A 15,935-nucleotide genomic window follows, 5' to 3' on the forward strand; every position below is an offset into this window, starting at 1 on the left:
AGAATCGGATGCTGATCGGCGAACTCGCGCAGCGCACCGGCGTCGCGCCGCGGCTGCTGCGCTACTACGGCGAACAGGGGCTGCTGGACTCGGCGCGCAACACGAGCGGCTACCGGGTGTACGGCGAGGAGGCCGTCGTCCGGGTGTGCCAGATCCGGAAACTGCTGGCCGCGGGCCTGACCACGGAGATGATCGCCCAGATGCTCGACTGCGCGATCGGTCCCGCCGCGCACCTGGACCTGTGCCCCGACCTGGTCCGCAGGCTGCGCGGGGAACTGGCCGAAGTGGAACGCCGGATCGGGGATCTCGCCCAGCGGCGCGAAGTCCTGTCCGGGTATCTCGGCCAGGCGTGAGGCCCGCGCGGGCGGGGGTCGATACGCTGAGCAGCACCCCCGTTGGGGGCAGCTTCGACGAGTGAAGGACGACCAGTGAATCGGCAGCCGCTGCGCCTGGCCATCATGGAGGCCACCCGGATCCTCACCGAGGCGGGCGTGGAATCGCCGCGGTCGGACGCGGATCTCATCGCCGCGCACGTGCTCGGCGTCGAACGGGGCAGGCTGCCGATGGTGCCGCTGGTCGACCCGCCGGTGATCGACGCGATCGGGCAGCTGGTCGCGCAGCGCGCCAAGCGGATCCCGCTGCAGTATCTGACGGGATGGGCCGCGCTCGGCAACATCACCGTGAATGTCGGCGCGGGCGTGTTCGTCCCTCGCCCGGAGACTGAGTTGTTGCTCGAATGGGGCGTGAAGTTCCTGCAGGGCCGCGAATACCCGGTGGTGGTCGACCTGTGCACCGGCTCCGGCGCGCTGGCCTTGGCGCTGGCACACGAACGCCCGGACGCGGTGGTCTACGCGGTCGACGTCGACCCCCAGGCGCTCGCCTGGGCGCGGCACAACGCCGATGTCCACACCGCGGCAGGCAACACGCCGATCCGGCTGTACTCCGGCGACATCGCGGACCCGACGATGTTCGCCGAACTCGACGGTCTCGTGGACTTGGTGCTCTGCAACCCGCCGTATGTGCCGGAGGGCACGCCCGTTCCGCCGGAAGTCGGCGAACACGACCCTGCGCGCGCGGTCTTCGCTGAGGAAAGCGGCCTGGCGGTAATCCGGCACGCGATCGCGGCCGGCGCGCGGCTGCTGCGCCCTGGCGGCGGCCTGGCGATCGAACACGACGACACGCACGGGTCGGCGGTCCCGGCTTTGGTGCGGGCGCGCCGGGTGCTGACCGGGGTTGAGGACCACCCGGACTACACCGGCCGCGCTCGCTTCGTCACCGCCCGTCGCCTGGGCTGAGGCCGCGCCGTTCTCGGAGGGTCACCCTCGCGGGCCACAGCGGGTCGTGAAGGGAACCCTGAGGGAATCAGAGTCAATGAGGGTTCCCCTCACGGACTTCACGCGGCGCTGCCCAGCCGGTGGCGCTGCGCCATTCGCACCTTTGCCGCTGTCTTGCCCGACTTTCGTCGTGCGGCAGCGGGGTGGATTTCGTTCGCTCGCCTAACGATCACCGTTAGCGTCGGCTCCGGGACCGCCGGGCGGACCGGCGGAGAAGTGAGGAGCGAGGATGAGATCCCCCTTACCCCGCCGGAATCACCGCACCCGGACAGCTCGCGTCGGGCCCACTCGCGCCGGGGCAACCCGCCTCGATGCGACCAGCGTTGGGGCAACGCGCCTCGGCGCCACCCGGGCCACTCGCGCCGGGGCCAGCCGCCTCGGCACCGCCCGCGCCCGGACCACCCATGCCCGGACCACCCGCGGTCGCCTCGCCGCAGTCGTCGCGATCGCCGCGCTGGCGCCCGCGCTGCTCGCCGGGACCGCTGCGGCCGATCCGCTCACCCAGGGCTGGCCCGCGCCGCTGGATTCCGCGCACTGGGCCGACCAGGCGAGCATGACCTGGCAGGACTACCGCCACGTGCCCGGCACCAACTGGGCCGACCCGTCGCTCAAACCGACCGTGCGCAAGTTCAAGGGCGCCGTCGTGCTGGCCGACTACCCGGACGCGGATTTCGTCGTCACGAAAGCGCCGCATTCGACCGTCTTCGGCAATCCGTCTCCGTCTGCGAGCAACCTGCCGCGCGAGAAAGTCGCGCAGCATTACCAGGATTTCCTCAACAAGCCCGAAACCCTGAACCACGGCCACACCATCAACGAGTACTGGATGGAGGACTCCGGCGGCCGGTTCGGCGTCGACCTCACCGCGTTCGGCCCCTACCGGATGCCCGGCAAGTCCTTCGAGTACGGCATGGAAATGCAGCCGGAGGACTGTCCGGCGAACGCCGACTGCACCCGGGACCTGCGCAAAGACGCGGGCGACGCGTGGCGCGCCGACGTCGGTCCGGTGGCCGACCAGTTCGACTTCATCTTCTTCCTCTCCGCGGGCCAGGACGAAAGCTCGACGTGGCAGGAATTCGGCGAGATGAAGTTCGGCACGAAGGAGAACGTGCCCGCCGAATTCGGTCCGCCGGGCAGCAAACCCGGCGACCAGAACTGGGCGCACACGCGCTACGTGCCGTGGACGTCGTGGGCCTCGGCGTCGACCATCTGGCCCAACGCGGCCAACGGATCCTCGACCCAGGCCGAAAGCTCCGGCCAGGGCGTGTTCGCGCACGAGTTCAGCCACATCCTCGGCATCGGCGACAACTACAACAACCCGTTCGGCAATCCGCCCCGGCGTTCGTACACCGGGCCGTGGGAAATGTTGTCGCGCGGCAGTTTCAACGGTCCCGGCGGCCCGCACACGCGCTGGCAGATCCCAGCCACCGAAGGCGGTTCGATGGGCGCGCACCACATGCTGCGCAACAAGCTCAAGCTCGGCATCGTCGATCCGAAAGCTGTTTTGAGCCTTGACCGGAACCAACTCGCCACGACCGGTCCCGTCACCGCTCGCGTGACTGCTCGGGAAGCGGAGCCCGCGACCGGCGCGTATGCGGGCGTCACGATCGCGCTCACCGGCGGTGACCGTTCACCCAAGTGCGATCCGACGAAGGACCCGAAGTGCGACGGCGGCGGCTACGACCATTACAGCCTCGAGGTCGTCGACCGGATGGGTTCGGACTCGTTCGCGCCCGACTCCGGCGTCCTCCTGGCCAAGACCAAAGCCAAGGACGCCGCGCCGTTCGAATGGATCGTGGACGCGAACCCGCAGGACATCGGCCTGACCGACTACGTTCGCCCGGACGGCACGCCGGTCAAGATCACCGTCGGCGATTACCGGCAGCTCAACGACGCCACGTTCAAGGCGGGCACCGGCGCGACCAGCGGCTACGAGTACACCGACGAGGCCAACCGGTTGCGGTTCCTCGTCACCGACCTCGACCGGGACAGCCGCGGCGTCCTGTCGTACACGGTCACCGTCGCGTCGCTCGACGGCGCCGGACCGCAGGCGCGGGGCGCGTGGCTGTGGCCCGCGCTGCCCGCGTTCACCCGCGGCGGCCTGGCTACCTGCGACTTCCGCCTGTCGAACCAGGGTTCGGCACGCGGCGCGGCAGCACCGTATGACCAGGACACCTACCGGCTGACCGCGTCCACGGATACTCGCGGCTGGGAAGTCCGGCTCCCGAACGCCCTGGCCACCGCCAAGTTCGGCAGCTCGACGCAAATCCAGGCGTACGCGAAACGCTCGGCGGACGCACCGCACACCGCTCGTGTGCGGCTCACCGCCACATCGATCGCCGACCCGTCGAAGTCAACGACGACCGCCTGCACCGCGATCGGATTCTGAGCAACGAAAGGTGCCATCCGTCCACCCGGCGGATGGCACCTTTCGGCTGGGCGGCAACTGCTTGCCCCGCCGCAACGCCACCCCCTACCTTGGGGCGGCGCAACGATAAGACTTCTGGGGGAGTCATGTTCAAACGTCACCGAATCACCGCCGGATGCGGCGCGGCGCTCATCGCCGCCACGGCATTGACCGCGAGCGCGACGGGTGCGTCCGCCGCCGCCGGACCGACCACGCTGCCCGCCAGCCAATACACCCTGACCTCGGATTACCACAAGTACGACGCGGCCTACTCCGGTCTCGCGTCGAAGCTGCACACCGTGCCGGTGCACACCGTCATGGACAACGCGAACCACGACCGTCAACCGCTTCCGTCGACCTTCAACCCAGCCGGGCTCACCGGCGGATTCCGCTTCGACGACGGCGACAACACCGACTGCACCAACTACCCGCAGGGCATCACCACCAGCCGCGACGCGGTCGGCGGCGACAACGGCGGCAACTACGACGGCCACCAGCTCGTCGCGGTGAGCTGGTACACGCGCGACAAATGCGGCGGCAAACAGGTCCGCAGCCGGATCACGCTCGCCGACTGGGACGCGACGTACCCGAACAAGTACCGCAAGATCCTGCTCGTCGAACCGACCGGTACCACCGCTTCGCCGAACTACAAGGACATCCCGATCCACGCCGGCGGCGTCTCTTGGTACGGCGACTACCTGTACGTCGCCGACACCGGCGGCGGCATGCGGGTCTTCGACATGCGCAAGATCCTCGAGGTCAACTCCGGCGGCACGGCGGATCAGATCGGCCTTTCCGGCGGCCAGTACTACGCGCACAACTACCGTTACGTCCTGCCGCAGGTCGGCACGGTCGCCGCGCACACCACGTCCGGCACCAACCTGGCCTGGTCGAGCATCTCGCTGGACCGGGTGAGCAAGTCGATCGTGATGACCGAGTACACCTGCAAGGCCGACTGCACCGACTACCCGAACCGCCCGCCGCGCGCGATCCGCTTCCCGTTCGCCTCGGGAGCGACGACGTTCGCCGCCTCGACGACGGCGAGCCAGGCCCTGCAGCTGCCCTGGTACAACCTCAACGGCGTCGCCTCGCACAAACGGCCGCTGGTGGTTCAACTCCTCCGCGCAGAAACAGCTCTACTACTGGACCCCGACGGCGGGCCCGGCCACGCACGCCTGGGTGAGCAGCGGGGAGAGCATCTCGTACTGGGAGGACCCGAAGGACGCGGATCTCCTCTGGTCGCTCCAGGAGGGGGCGGGGAACCGGAACGTGTTCGCGGTAAAGCAGGCCAGTTACAGCAGTTGATCGCCTGACCTTCGGCCACCTGACCCCTCGGGTCCGGTGGCCACCCGGCCAGGCTCGGTCCGGTCCGGTGCGGCCGCGCCCCGCACCGGACCGAGCCCTCCGCCTCGTCCCTGACGAAATGCCCCCAATGTGGCATTGGGTGCGTGGGATGCACCGAATGCCACTTTGGGTGCGTGGGATGCACCCAATGTGGCATTGGGGAGACCCCACACCCTCGCCCGAGCCCTTCGCCATCGCCCTGCCGGAGTCACGCCAGCTCGCGCGGCGCGAGATCCTCCGCACCGGACCGAGCCCTCCTCTCCCGCGGCCGTCCGTGAAGGGCTCCTTGAGGGAATCTGATTCCCTCAAGGAGCCCTTCACGGACCTCCGCACCGCGTGCCAAGCCCGCCCCCTCGCCGGAGCCAGGCCACTCCGGCCCCATCCCGCCTCGGGGCGCTCCGAACCCCTCCGCGCCGGGGGATAGGCTGCCCGTCATGAGTGCGGTCTACGACTGCGGCAAGCGCGAATCCCGAGCCGAAGGCCTGTCCGCGGCGGCTGCCGCGGTGCGGTCGAGCCGGCTGGTCGTCCTGCCGACGGACACGGTGTACGGCATTGGCGCCGACGCGTTCGACTCCGGCGCCGTCCAGGCGTTGCTGCGGGCGAAGAACCGCGGCCCGGACATGCCGGTCGGCGTTCTCGTCGGTTCCTGGTCCACTGTGGACGGTCTGGTGCTCGGCGTTCCGCCGCAGGCGCGCGCGCTCATCGAGGCGTTCTGGCCCGGCGACCTGTCGATCGTCCTGCCGCACGCGCCGAGTCTGCAGTGGAATCTCGGCAATTCGCGCGGCACGGTGATGCTGCGGATGCCGCTGCACCCGGTCGCGCTGGAGCTGCTGCGCGACGTCGGCCCGATGGCGGTGTCGAGCGCGAACGTCTCCGGCCGTCCGCCCGCCTCGACCGCCGAGGAAGCTCAGGAGCAGCTCGGCGATTCGGTGTCGGTGTACCTCGACGGCGGGTCGAGCGGGGAAGCGGTGGCCTCGTCCATCGTGGACCTGACTGGCGACAAGCCGGTGGTGCTGCGCGAGGGCGCGGTCACGAAGGCCGCCATCGCCGAGGTGATCGGCGTCGCCGAGGAGACGCTGGACTGAGCCGGGCAAGTGACTGCCGTTCACCGGGGCCGCACGCGGGCGCGGTAGCGTGGCGCGGTGACTCCGACCTCCCGGCGGGCGTGACGCGGTCATGCCTGTAGTCCAAGGACTTCTCCCGATCCGGGAGTACCTGCTCGTCGCGCTGACCGCGACCGCGGTGACCTATCTGCTGACCGGCGTCGTGCGGCGCGTGGCCATCCGGATCGGCGCGATCGCCAACCCCCGCGCGCGCGACGTGCACGTCAAGCCGATCCCGCGGATGGGCGGCGTCGGCATCTACCTCGGGATCGCCGCGGCGATGGGCCTCGCGCACCAGCTTCCCGCGCTCAGCCACGGTTTCGACGTCTCCTACGACGCGGTCGGCGTGCTGCTCGCGGCGGGCGTCATCTCGCTCATCGGCATCCTGGACGACCGGTTCGAGCTCGACGCGTGGACGAAGCTCGCCGGACAGGTCATGTGCGCCGGGATCCTCGTCATCTTCGGCGTGCAGTGGGTGTCGTTCTGGGTGCCGTGGGGCGGAAACGGCGATTCCATCGGCTCGGTGCTGGTGCTGGACAAGAACCAGGGCGCGCTGCTGACGGTCGTCATGGTCGTCGTCATGGTCAACGCGATGAACTTCGTCGACGGCCTCGACGGGCTGGCCGGCGGGCTCGGCTTCATCGCCGCGACGGCCACCTGCGTGTTCTCCCTCGGCCTGCTCGACAACGCGGGCGGCGACTTCGGCTCGTACCCGCCCGCGCTCATCGCCGCCGCGCTCGCCGGAGCATGTCTTGGTTTCCTCCCGTACAACTTCCAGCCCGCCAAAATTTTCATGGGCGACTCCGGATCGATGATGATCGGCCTGATGCTCGCCGGAGCCACCACCTCGGCGAGCGGACGAGTCAACTACACCCGGTTCTCCGCCTCGGACGCGCTGGCCCTGCTGTCCCCGCTGGTGGTCGTCGTCGCGGTGCTTTTCGTGCCGGTGCTCGACCTCGTGATGGCCGTCGTCCGGCGCACGCGGCGCGGGCAGAGCCCGTTCGCCGCCGACAAAATGCATCTGCACCACCGGTTGCTGGAAATCGGCCATTCGCAACGGCGCGCGGTGCTGCTGATCTATTTGTGGGCCGGAATTCTCTCTTTCGGCGCGGTCTCCATCACGATTTTCGACAGCCCGGTCGTGTTCTGGGCGATTGGCGCCGCATTGGTGATGGCGGTGCTCGTTTCACTGGTGCCGAGGCTGCGTTCCCGGCACCGCCACGGCGTCTGACCCGGCGGGCGGTCTATACTGGCGGGTCGAACCGAACGAGGAGCGAATGCAGTGAGCGACACCGAGACGCCCGAGACGACGCCCGAGACGTCCCAGGCCGCGGCTCAGGCCAAAGCTCCGGAGAACCCGCACGCCGCTCCGGTGCGCCAGCTCGCGCGTTCGATGACGCGGGCCTCGCTCCTGTTCACCCCGCCGTTCATCCTGGTCTGCATTGTTCTTTTCACCGTCCTCAACGGACTGCACGGCTTCCTCGGGGCGCTGGTCGGCGGCGTGCTGGCGATGGTCGCCTCGCTCTCCACACTGGGCATGATGAAGGTATCCGCCGGACAGGACCCGTCGCTGGTGATGCTCATCGCGCTCGGCGGTTACGCGGCGAAGGTCATCCTGCTGTTCCTCGCGCTCACTCTGCTCAAGGGCGTCACCGTGCTGCACCCGCTTTCGCTCGGGATCACGATGATCGTCGCCATTCTCGTGGCCGCCGCCGTGGAGTTCGCGACATTCCGCAAAGCGCGTATCCCGACCATCATTCCCGCCTCGAATTGACGGATTCGGGACAAGGGTCCCGGCCGGATTCGGGACCTAGGTCCTGGACCGTTCGGCTGGTTAGGAGTACGCCTGTACGGCAGTGATTGACCTGCTGGTATGGTCCGCGTCATGGGTGGCGGCTCGGCCGCGCACTCCCGACGACGAACCGCGATCAGCAGTGTGGCGACCGGATGGTTCCGCCTCTCTCACCTGGTCCGAAGTAGACCGCAGGGCAGTGTTCACGCGAGACATCCCTCGTGCGCAGACCGGCAAGCCGGCTCCGTACACGGTGGGTACCGCCGCCTCCGGCGTCCCGATGCGTATCGGGTACGTTAAGTCCAGATCGTGACGATTCCCCCGGCGGAGTGAACGCCGGCCGGGAGAACCGGGAGGAGCCCAGTGGCCGCGCTGGTACTGACCGAGGGTGCGACCTTCGCGCCCCCTGGCGCCGAAAGCTTTGAGCTGCCGCCGTTGTTCGGCTTCGTCACGAAGCCGATGCTCCTGGTGGTGCTCTCGGTGATCATCATCGCGGGGTACTTCCTGCTGGCGACGCGCAAGCTGAAAGTCGTTCCGACCAAAGGCCAGTTCGTGGCCGAGGGCATCTACGACTTCGCGCGCAACAACATCGCCCGCGAGCAGATCGGCTCGAAAGACTTCCAGCGCTTCGTGCCGGTGATCTTCGCGTTGTTCACCTTCATCTTGATCAACAACCTCTACGGGGTCATCCCGTTCCTGCAGTTCCCCACCATGGCGCGGTTCGGGTTCCCGATCGCGTTGTCGGTGCTCGTGGTCTACCCGGTGTACCACTACGTCGGGATCAAGAAGCACGGGCTCGGCGGGTACTTCAAGAAGGAACTCGCGCCCGCCGGCGTCCCCGGCCCGGTGCTCCCGCTGTACGCACTGATCGAGTTCGCGGAAAAGTTCTTCCTGAACCCGCTCACGCTCGCCATCCGTGTTTTCGCGGCCATGTTCGCGGGACACCTGATCCTGGCGGTCTTCACCCTCGGCGGTTCCTTCCTGCTGACCGAGACCTCGAGCATCGCGCTGAAGCCGGTGTCGCTGGTGGCATGGATCTTCGCCATCGGCCTGACGTTCCTGGAGGCGTTCATCCAGTGCCTCCAGGCGTACATCTTCGCCCTGCTGTCCGCGGGGTACATCGGCGCCGCGCTGGCGTCGGAGCACTGAGAACACCTAAAGACCCCGATCCGCGTGAGTGCGCGGACCGAAGTGAAGGGAAACGCACGTGAGCAACATCGTTCTGGCCCAGCAGGCCGCCGAAGCCGTCAGCATCAACAAGGGCCTCGCCGCGATCGGCTACGGCCTGGGCGCGATCGGCCCCGGCATCGGTGTGGGCCTGATCTTCGCCGCGGTGATCAACGGCACCGCGCGTCAGCCGGAGGCCCAGAGCAAGCTGCAGGGCATCGGTTACGCCACCTTCGTGCTCACCGAGGTGCTGGCCCTGATCGGTATCGTCATCTACTTCATCGCCTCCGCCTGAGTCGTCCGCTCTCGCGTAAGGAGACGTTGTGCTGAAGACCGAAGCGGTGCTCGCATCAGAGAACCCGATCGTTCCGGCGTGGCCGGAAGTGATCCTCGGCATCGTCGCCTTCCTGATCCTGCTGTTCATCCTCAAGAAGTACGTCGTCCCTCGTTTCGAGAAGGCGTACGAGGAGCGGGCGCAGAAGATCGAAGGCGGGATCGAGAAGGCCGAGAAGGCTCAGGCAGAGGCCGAGAAGGCGCTGTCGGAGTACAAGGCGCAGCTGGCGGACGCCCGTTCCGAAGCCGCGAAGATCCGCGACGACGCCCGGCTCGAAGCCGAGCAGATCAAGGCGGAACTGCGGGAGCAGGCGGAGTCCGAATCCCAGCGGATCGTGGCGCAGGGCCACGCCCAGCTGCAGGCGCAGAAGGCGCAGATCGTCGCCGAGCTGCGGGCCGAAATGGGCCGCAACGCGGTCGAGCTGGCCGGCCGCATCGTCGGCGAGTCGCTCGAGGACGAGGCGCGCCGTCGCGGCACCGTCGACCGGTTCCTCGCGGAGCTGGACACCGCCGGGGCCACTAACGGAGCGGGGAAGTAACCAGAGATGACGCTGCATGCTGCGAGCCGTGAAGCGCTCGACCTCGCCGAGCGCACGCTCGGCGAGGTGCTGGCCGGAGCGGGCGCTGACCCCGCGAAGGCCGGGGACGAGCTGCTCTCGGTCGTCGACCTCCTTGACCGCGAAATCGGCCTGCGCCGCGCGGTCGGCGATTCTTCGGTCGCGCCGGAGAGCCGCCAGGGCCTGGTCCGCCGCCTGTTCGACGGAAAGCTGAGCGAGCAGGCCCTGAAGGTGCTCGACACCGTGGCGGGCAGCCGCTGGTCCAGTCCCCGCGAGCTGGTGGACGGGCTCGAATCGATCGGTCGTTCGGCGCTGCTCACCGCCGCCGAAAAGGCCGGGAACGTCGAAACCGTCGAGTCTCAGCTGTTCCAGGTCGCGCGGATCGTCGCGGGCGCCCCGGAACTCGAGGCGGCGCTGTCCGACCTGACCGCTCCCGCGGAAGCGAAGCGGACCCTGGTCCGCGGGCTGTTCGCGGGCAAGGTCGACGCGGTCGTCGAGACCCTGGTCGAGCAGGCCGTGCAGCGCGCCAAGGGGCGCGGCATCGGCAACGCGCTCGACAAGCTGGTCGCGCTGGCCGCCGAGCGGCGCGAGCGCTCGGTCGCGTACGTGACCTCGGCGAACGCGCTCACCGACGAGCAGCGGGCCCTTCTCGGGACCAAGCTCGACGGCATCTACGGGCGGCCGATCGCGCTGCACGTCGAGATCGACCCGGCACTCGGCGGCGGCCTCGTCGTCCGCGTCGGGGACGAGGTCATCGACGGCAGCACCTCCGGGCAGCTGGCGGCCGCGCGCCGCACGCTGAGCCGGGCCTGAGCGGCACAACAGACTTTGCACACTGGACAGAAGAGAAGCGAGAGCGGGAACGAAATGGCGGAGCTGACGATCTCCTCGGACGAGATCGCCCACGCGATCGAGAATTACGTCTCGAGTTACGCCCCTTCCGTGGAGCGGGAAGAGGTCGGCGTCGTCGCCGACGCCGGTGACGGCATCGCCCACGTCGAAGGGCTGCCCTCGGCCATGGCCAACGAGCTGCTCGAGTTCCCGGGCGGCGTGCTTGGCGTGGCACTGAACCTGGACGCGCGCTCCATCGGCGCCGCGATCCTCGGCGACTTCGAGAGCATCGAAGAAGGCCAGCAGGTCAAGCGGACCGGCCAGGTCCTCTCGGTGCCGGTCGGCGACGGCTACCTCGGCCGGGTCGTCAACCCGCTCGGCCAGGCCATCGACGGCCTCGGCGAGATCGAGACCACCGGCCGCCGCGCGCTGGAGCTGAAGGCCGCTTCGGTGGTCGAGCGCCAGCCGGTGTCCGAGCCGCTGCAGACGGGCATCACCGCGATCGACGCGATGACCCCGATCGGCCGCGGCCAGCGCCAGCTGATCATCGGCGACCGCAAGACCGGCAAGACCGCGGTCGCGGTGGACACGATCATCAACCAGAAGGCCAACTGGGAGACCGGTGACCCGAGCAAGCAGGTTCGCTGCATCTACGTCGCGGTCGGCCAGAAGGGCTCCACGATCGCCTCGGTGAAGACGGCGCTCGAGGACGCGGGCGCGATGGAGTACACCACCATCGTCGCGGCCCCGGCCTCGGACTCGGCCGGCTTCAAGTGGATCGCCCCCTACACCGGCTCGGCCATCGGCCAGCACTGGATGTACGAGGGCAAGCACGTCCTCATCGTGTTCGACGACCTGACCAAGCAGGCCGACGCCTACCGCGCGATCTCGCTGCTGCTGCGCCGCCCGCCGGGCCGCGAGGCGTTCCCCGGCGACGTCTTCTACTTGCACTCCCGTCTCCTCGAGCGCTGCGCGAAGCTCTCGGACGAGCTGGGCGCGGGCTCGCTGACCGGGCTGCCGATCATCGAGACCAAGGCCAACGACGTGTCGGCCTACATCCCGACGAACGTCATCTCGATCACCGACGGCCAGTGCTTCTTCCAGTCGGACCTCTTCAACGCCGGCCAGCGCCCGGCCATCGACGTGGGCATCTCGGTGTCCCGTGTGGGTGGCGCCGCGCAGGTCAAGGCGATGAAGAACGTCGCGGGCTCGCTCCGCATCGACCTGTCCCAGTACCGCGAGCTGGAGGCGTTCGCCGCCTTCGCTTCGGACCTGGACGACGCGTCGAAGGCGCAGCTTGAGCGCGGTGCCCGGCTGTACGAGGTGCTCAAGCAGCCGCAGTACTCCCCGGTTCCGGTCGAGGAGCAGGTCGCCACGGTGTACCTGGGCACGAACGGCTACTTCGACTCGGTCCCGACCGAGGACGTGCGCCGCTTCAACCTCGAGTTCCTCGACTCGGCGCGGCGCAAGCACGCCGAGGTGCTGGGCGCGATCCGCGACACCGGCAAGTTCGAGGACGACACCCGCGACGCGCTGATCGCGGCGGTGAACGAGTTCAAGAAGGAGTTCACCACCTCCGAGGGCAAGCCGCTCGAGTCGAACGCCGACGCGATGGCCGCCGAGAAGGTCGGGCAGGAGACCGTCAAGGTCAACAAGCCCGCCCCGAAGAAGTGAGCTGGTAGCCCATGGCCGCACAACTCCGGGAGCTTCGCTCGCGCATCAAGGCGACGAAGTCGATCGGCAAGATCACCAAGGCGATGGAACTCATCGCCACCGCGCGCATCACCAAGGCGCGCGCGAAGGTCGCCGCTTCCCGGCCGTACGCGGACGAGATCACCAAGGTGCTCTCGGCGCTGGCCGGCGCGGCGGCCAACCTCGACCACCCGCTCCTGGTCGAGCGCCCGAACCCGAAGCGCGCCGCCGTCCTGGTCGTCACCAGTGACAAGGGCCAGTGCGGCGGTTACAACTCCAACGTGCTGAAGGCGACCGAAGAACTGCTTGCCCTCCTCAAGTCCGAGGGCAAGGACGTCGACGTCTACACCACCGGCAGCAAGGGCCTGAACTACTACCGGTTCCGCAACCGCGCGGTGGCCGGCAGCTGGACCGGCTTCTCCGACCAGCCGGGCTACCCGGACGCGGTCGCGGCGGCCGAGACGCTGGTGCAGTCCTTCAACGCGGGTGTCGATGACGCTTCGGGCAATGCGGACGGCATCACGGGCGTGGACGAGATCCACGTCGTCTACACCGAGTTCGTGTCGATGCTGACGCAGCGCCCGGTCGCCAAGCGGGTCGCTCCGCTGGAGGTCGAGTACTCCGACGGCGAGGACGAGAAGCCGGCCGGTCTGCTGCCGAGCTACGAGTTCGAGCCCAGCGCCGACAAGCTGCTCTCGGCGCTGCTGCCGAAGTACATCAACACCCGGCTGTACTCGGCGCTGCTCGAATCCGCCGCGTCCGAACTGGCCGCCCGCCGCACGGCGATGAAGGCCGCGTCGGACAACGCGAACGAACTGGTGAACACGCTGACGCGGGAGGCGAACCAGGCCCGGCAGGCGCAGATCACCCAGGAGATCTCCGAAATCGTCGGTGGCGCGAACGCGCTCACCGCAGCAGGAAGTGATGACTGATGACCAGTACTGAAGCCCCGCGCGCCAAGGGGCGCATCGTCTCGGTGACCGGGCCGGTCGTCGACGTCGAGTTCCCGCGCGGTTCCGTTCCCGACCAGTTCAACGCGCTCAAGGTCGACATCGAGTTCGAGCAGCTGCGCAAGACGGTGACCCTCGAGGTCGCCGCGCACCTGGGCGACAACCTGGTGCGCACGATTTCGCTGCAGCCGCAGGACGGTCTCGTCCGCGGTGCCGAGGTCACCGACACCGGCAAGCCGATCACCGTCCCGGTGGGCGACAAGGTCAAGGGCCACGTCTACAACGCGCTCGGCGAGTGCCTCGACGAGCCCGGCTACGGCGAGGACCTCGAGCGCTGGGGCATTCACCGCAACCCGCCGCCCTTCGACCAGCTCGAGGGCAAGACGGAGATGCTGGAGACCGGCCTGAAGGTCGTCGACCTGCTGACCCCGTACGTGCAGGGCGGCAAGATCGGCCTGTTCGGCGGCGCGGGCGTGGGCAAGACGGTGCTGATCAAGGAAATGATCACCCGTGTCGCCCGGAACTTCGGCGGTACGTCGGTGTTCGCCGGCGTCGGCGAGCGCACCCGTGAGGGCAACGACCTCTTCCTGGAGATGTCCGAGGACGGCGTCATCAACGACACCGCCCTCGTGTTCGGCCAGATGGACGAGCCGCCGGGCACGCGTATGCGCGTCGCGCTGTCGGCGCTGACCATGGCGGAGTACTTCCGCGACGTCCAGAACCAGGACGTGCTGCTGTTCATCGACAACATCTTCCGGTTCACCCAGGCCGGTTCCGAGGTGTCGACCCTGCTGGGCCGCATGCCTTCGGCAGTGGGCTACCAGCCGACGCTGGCGGACGAGATGGGCCAGCTGCAGGAGCGGATCACCTCGACCCGGGGCCGTTCGATCACCTCGATGCAGGCGATCTACGTGCCCGCGGACGACTACACCGACCCGGCCCCGGCGACGACGTTCGCCCACCTGGACGCCACCACCGAGCTTTCCCGGTCGGTGTTCCAGAAGGGCATCTTCCCGGCGGTGGACCCGCTGGCGTCGACGTCGACGATCCTCGACCCGGCGATCGTCGGCGAGGACCACTACCGCGTCGCCTCCGAGGTCATCCGGATCCTGCAGAAGTACAAGGAGCTGCAGGACATCATCGCGATCCTCGGCATGGACGAGCTTTCCGAAGAGGACAAGCTCACCGTGCAGCGGGCGCGCCGGATCGAGCGCTTCCTGTCCCAGAACATGCTGGTGGCCGAGGCCTTCACGCAGATCCCGGGCTCCACGGTGCCGCTGTCGGAGACCATCGAGTCGTTCGACCGCATCACCAAGGGCGACTTCGACCACTACCCGGAGCAGGCGTTCCTGGGCATTGGCGGGCTCGAGGACCTCGAGAAGAAGTACCACGAGATCACCGGCAAGTGAGTGCGTGAGACCGGCGGGGGCACTGTCCATTGTGGACATCGGCCCCCGCCGTTCTCGTAACCGAAGCAAGACCTATTACACTCGGTGGTGACACCCCGAGCGAAGGAGTGCTACGTGGCTGAGATGTCCGTGGAGCTGGTTGCCGTCGAGCGCCGGCTCTGGTCGGGTACCGCCACCTTCGTGGTGGCGCAGACCACCGAGGGCGAGATCGGCATCATGCCCGGACACGAGCCGGTGCTGGGCCAGCTCGTCGAGGGTGGCGTGGTGAAGGTGAACACGACGGACGGCGACGTGCTGACCGCCGCGGTGCACGGCGGATTCCTGTCCGTCACCGCGACCGGGGTGAGCGTGCTCGCGGAGAGCGCCGAGCTGTCCGACGAAATCGACGTGGCCGCCGCGAAGGCAGCCCTCAGCACCGGCGACGAGGCCGAGCGGACGAGGGCCACGGCCCAGCTCCGCGCGGCTGGACAATCGGTCTGAGCGGACTAGACGGGCAGGAGCCGGGCCGTGCAGATCGCTGTGGTGGTGCTAGCGCTCCTGATCGTGCTTGTCGTCGTGGTCGGCTGGTACGGCCAGCGGTGGATCCGGATGCGCCGCGGCGGCGGCGTCAGCGTGGCGCTGCGGTGGCGTCCGGACAGTCCCCGTTCGAGCTGGCATCTCGGCCTCGGCCGGTACGAGGGCGAGAAGTTCGTCTGGTACCGGGTGTGGAGCCTGCGCACCGGCCCGGATCGCGTTTTCCAGCGGGAAAGCATGCAGATCGCGGACCGGCGGGACCCGTCCGGCTCCGAGGCGTACGCGGTGCCTGAGGGATCGACGGTGCTGCGCTGCGAGTCCTCGGACCAGGAAGCGATCGAGATCGCGATGGGTCCGGGTGCGCTGACCGGATTCCTGTCGTGGCTCGAATCGGCTCCGCCGGGGCGACGGCTGCCGCGAGCTTCGTGAGTTTTTCCGGCCGGGCCTGCCCTTGCGGCGGGCCCGGTTTTTGTTTCTCGTGCAGCGGGTTCTCCGGCGCTACCCTA

16 protein-coding genes are annotated in these 15,935 nt (G+C 68.5%); all 16 read left to right on the plus strand.

Annotated features, from left to right (window positions below):
- Positions 1-8 precede the first annotated feature (8 nt).
- Positions 9-353, plus strand: a complete 345-nt coding sequence (locus AB5I40_RS36015) for a MerR family transcriptional regulator (RefSeq protein WP_344271414.1) — start codon at positions 9-11, stop codon at positions 351-353.
- A gap of 75 nt (positions 354-428) precedes the next feature.
- Positions 429-1,295 (plus strand): peptide chain release factor N(5)-glutamine methyltransferase, encoded by an 867-nt coding sequence (gene prmC, locus AB5I40_RS36020; protein ID WP_344271416.1) that lies wholly within the window; start codon positions 429-431, stop codon positions 1,293-1,295.
- 268 nt (positions 1,296-1,563) lie between these two features.
- Positions 1,564-3,720, plus strand: a complete 2,157-nt coding sequence (locus AB5I40_RS36025) for a M6 family metalloprotease domain-containing protein (RefSeq protein WP_370934638.1) — start codon at positions 1,564-1,566, stop codon at positions 3,718-3,720.
- 125 nt (positions 3,721-3,845) lie between these two features.
- Positions 3,846-5,051, plus strand: a complete 1,206-nt coding sequence (locus AB5I40_RS36030; protein ID WP_370934639.1) for a hypothetical protein — start codon at positions 3,846-3,848, stop codon at positions 5,049-5,051.
- Between the two features lie 465 nt (positions 5,052-5,516).
- Complete coding sequence (locus AB5I40_RS36035; RefSeq protein WP_354743953.1) at positions 5,517-6,167, plus strand: L-threonylcarbamoyladenylate synthase; 651 nt, start codon at positions 5,517-5,519, stop codon at positions 6,165-6,167.
- 91 nt (positions 6,168-6,258) lie between these two features.
- Positions 6,259-7,416, plus strand: a complete 1,158-nt coding sequence (locus AB5I40_RS36040; protein WP_370934640.1) for a glycosyltransferase family 4 protein — start codon at positions 6,259-6,261, stop codon at positions 7,414-7,416.
- 51 nt (positions 7,417-7,467) lie between these two features.
- A complete protein-coding gene (locus AB5I40_RS36045; RefSeq protein WP_370934641.1) occupies positions 7,468-7,959 on the plus strand; it encodes a hypothetical protein in 492 nt (163 codons plus the stop codon).
- 381 nt (positions 7,960-8,340) lie between these two features.
- A complete protein-coding gene (gene atpB / locus AB5I40_RS36050) occupies positions 8,341-9,126 on the plus strand; it encodes a F0F1 ATP synthase subunit A (RefSeq protein WP_370934642.1) in 786 nt (261 codons plus the stop codon).
- A gap of 58 nt (positions 9,127-9,184) precedes the next feature.
- The gene (locus AB5I40_RS36055) at positions 9,185-9,439 is read left to right on the plus strand and encodes an ATP F0F1 synthase subunit C (protein WP_037815373.1); all 255 of its coding nucleotides are present in this window, start codon (positions 9,185-9,187) and stop codon (positions 9,437-9,439) included.
- 28 nt (positions 9,440-9,467) lie between these two features.
- A complete protein-coding gene (locus tag AB5I40_RS36060) occupies positions 9,468-10,016 on the plus strand; it encodes a F0F1 ATP synthase subunit B (protein WP_370934643.1) in 549 nt (182 codons plus the stop codon).
- A gap of 6 nt (positions 10,017-10,022) precedes the next feature.
- Positions 10,023-10,847, plus strand: coding sequence for a F0F1 ATP synthase subunit delta (locus AB5I40_RS36065; protein ID WP_370934644.1), 825 nt, complete (start codon positions 10,023-10,025; stop codon positions 10,845-10,847).
- A 54-nt stretch (positions 10,848-10,901) separates the two neighbouring features.
- Positions 10,902-12,539, plus strand: a complete 1,638-nt coding sequence (atpA, locus tag AB5I40_RS36070) for a F0F1 ATP synthase subunit alpha (RefSeq protein ID WP_370934645.1) — start codon at positions 10,902-10,904, stop codon at positions 12,537-12,539.
- Positions 12,540-12,550: 11 nt separating this feature from the next.
- The gene (locus AB5I40_RS36075) at positions 12,551-13,489 is read left to right on the plus strand and encodes a F0F1 ATP synthase subunit gamma (RefSeq protein ID WP_370934646.1); all 939 of its coding nucleotides are present in this window, start codon (positions 12,551-12,553) and stop codon (positions 13,487-13,489) included.
- On the plus strand, positions 13,489-14,916 hold the full coding sequence (gene atpD, locus AB5I40_RS36080) for a F0F1 ATP synthase subunit beta (RefSeq protein WP_370934647.1): 1,428 nt from the start codon (positions 13,489-13,491) through the stop codon (positions 14,914-14,916). Before AB5I40_RS36075 ends, atpD begins: the two co-directional genes overlap by 1 nt.
- Before the next feature lie 114 nt (positions 14,917-15,030).
- Entirely contained in the window at positions 15,031-15,396 is a 366-nt protein-coding gene (locus tag AB5I40_RS36085; protein ID WP_009082582.1) for a F0F1 ATP synthase subunit epsilon, read from the plus strand.
- Between the two features lie 27 nt (positions 15,397-15,423).
- Entirely contained in the window at positions 15,424-15,858 is a 435-nt protein-coding gene (locus tag AB5I40_RS36090; RefSeq protein WP_344271456.1) for a DUF2550 domain-containing protein, read from the plus strand.
- The last annotated feature ends 77 nt before the right edge of the window (positions 15,859-15,935 follow it).

Source organism: Amycolatopsis sp. cg13 (assembly GCF_041346965.1).
Lineage (GTDB): Bacteria > Actinomycetota > Actinomycetes > Mycobacteriales > Pseudonocardiaceae > Amycolatopsis.

Excerpts from the sequence above, each read along its gene's own strand:
- AB5I40_RS36040 (WP_370934640.1), top strand. The coding sequence starts at position 6,259 with ATGCCTGTAGTCCAAGGACTTCTCCCGATCCGGGAGTACCTGCTCGTC.
- atpD (WP_370934647.1), top strand. The coding sequence starts at position 13,489 with ATGACCAGTACTGAAGCCCCGCGCGCCAAGGGGCGCATCGTCTCGGTG.
- AB5I40_RS36075 (WP_370934646.1), top strand. The coding sequence starts at position 12,551 with ATGGCCGCACAACTCCGGGAGCTTCGCTCGCGCATCAAGGCGACGAAG.
- AB5I40_RS36035 (WP_354743953.1), top strand. The coding sequence starts at position 5,517 with ATGAGTGCGGTCTACGACTGCGGCAAGCGCGAATCCCGAGCCGAAGGC.
- atpA (WP_370934645.1), top strand. The coding sequence starts at position 10,902 with ATGGCGGAGCTGACGATCTCCTCGGACGAGATCGCCCACGCGATCGAG.
- AB5I40_RS36025 (WP_370934638.1), top strand. The coding sequence starts at position 1,564 with ATGAGATCCCCCTTACCCCGCCGGAATCACCGCACCCGGACAGCTCGC.
- AB5I40_RS36015 (WP_344271414.1), top strand. The coding sequence starts at position 9 with ATGCTGATCGGCGAACTCGCGCAGCGCACCGGCGTCGCGCCGCGGCTG.
- AB5I40_RS36030 (WP_370934639.1), top strand. The coding sequence starts at position 3,846 with ATGTTCAAACGTCACCGAATCACCGCCGGATGCGGCGCGGCGCTCATC.
- AB5I40_RS36065 (WP_370934644.1), top strand. The coding sequence starts at position 10,023 with ATGACGCTGCATGCTGCGAGCCGTGAAGCGCTCGACCTCGCCGAGCGC.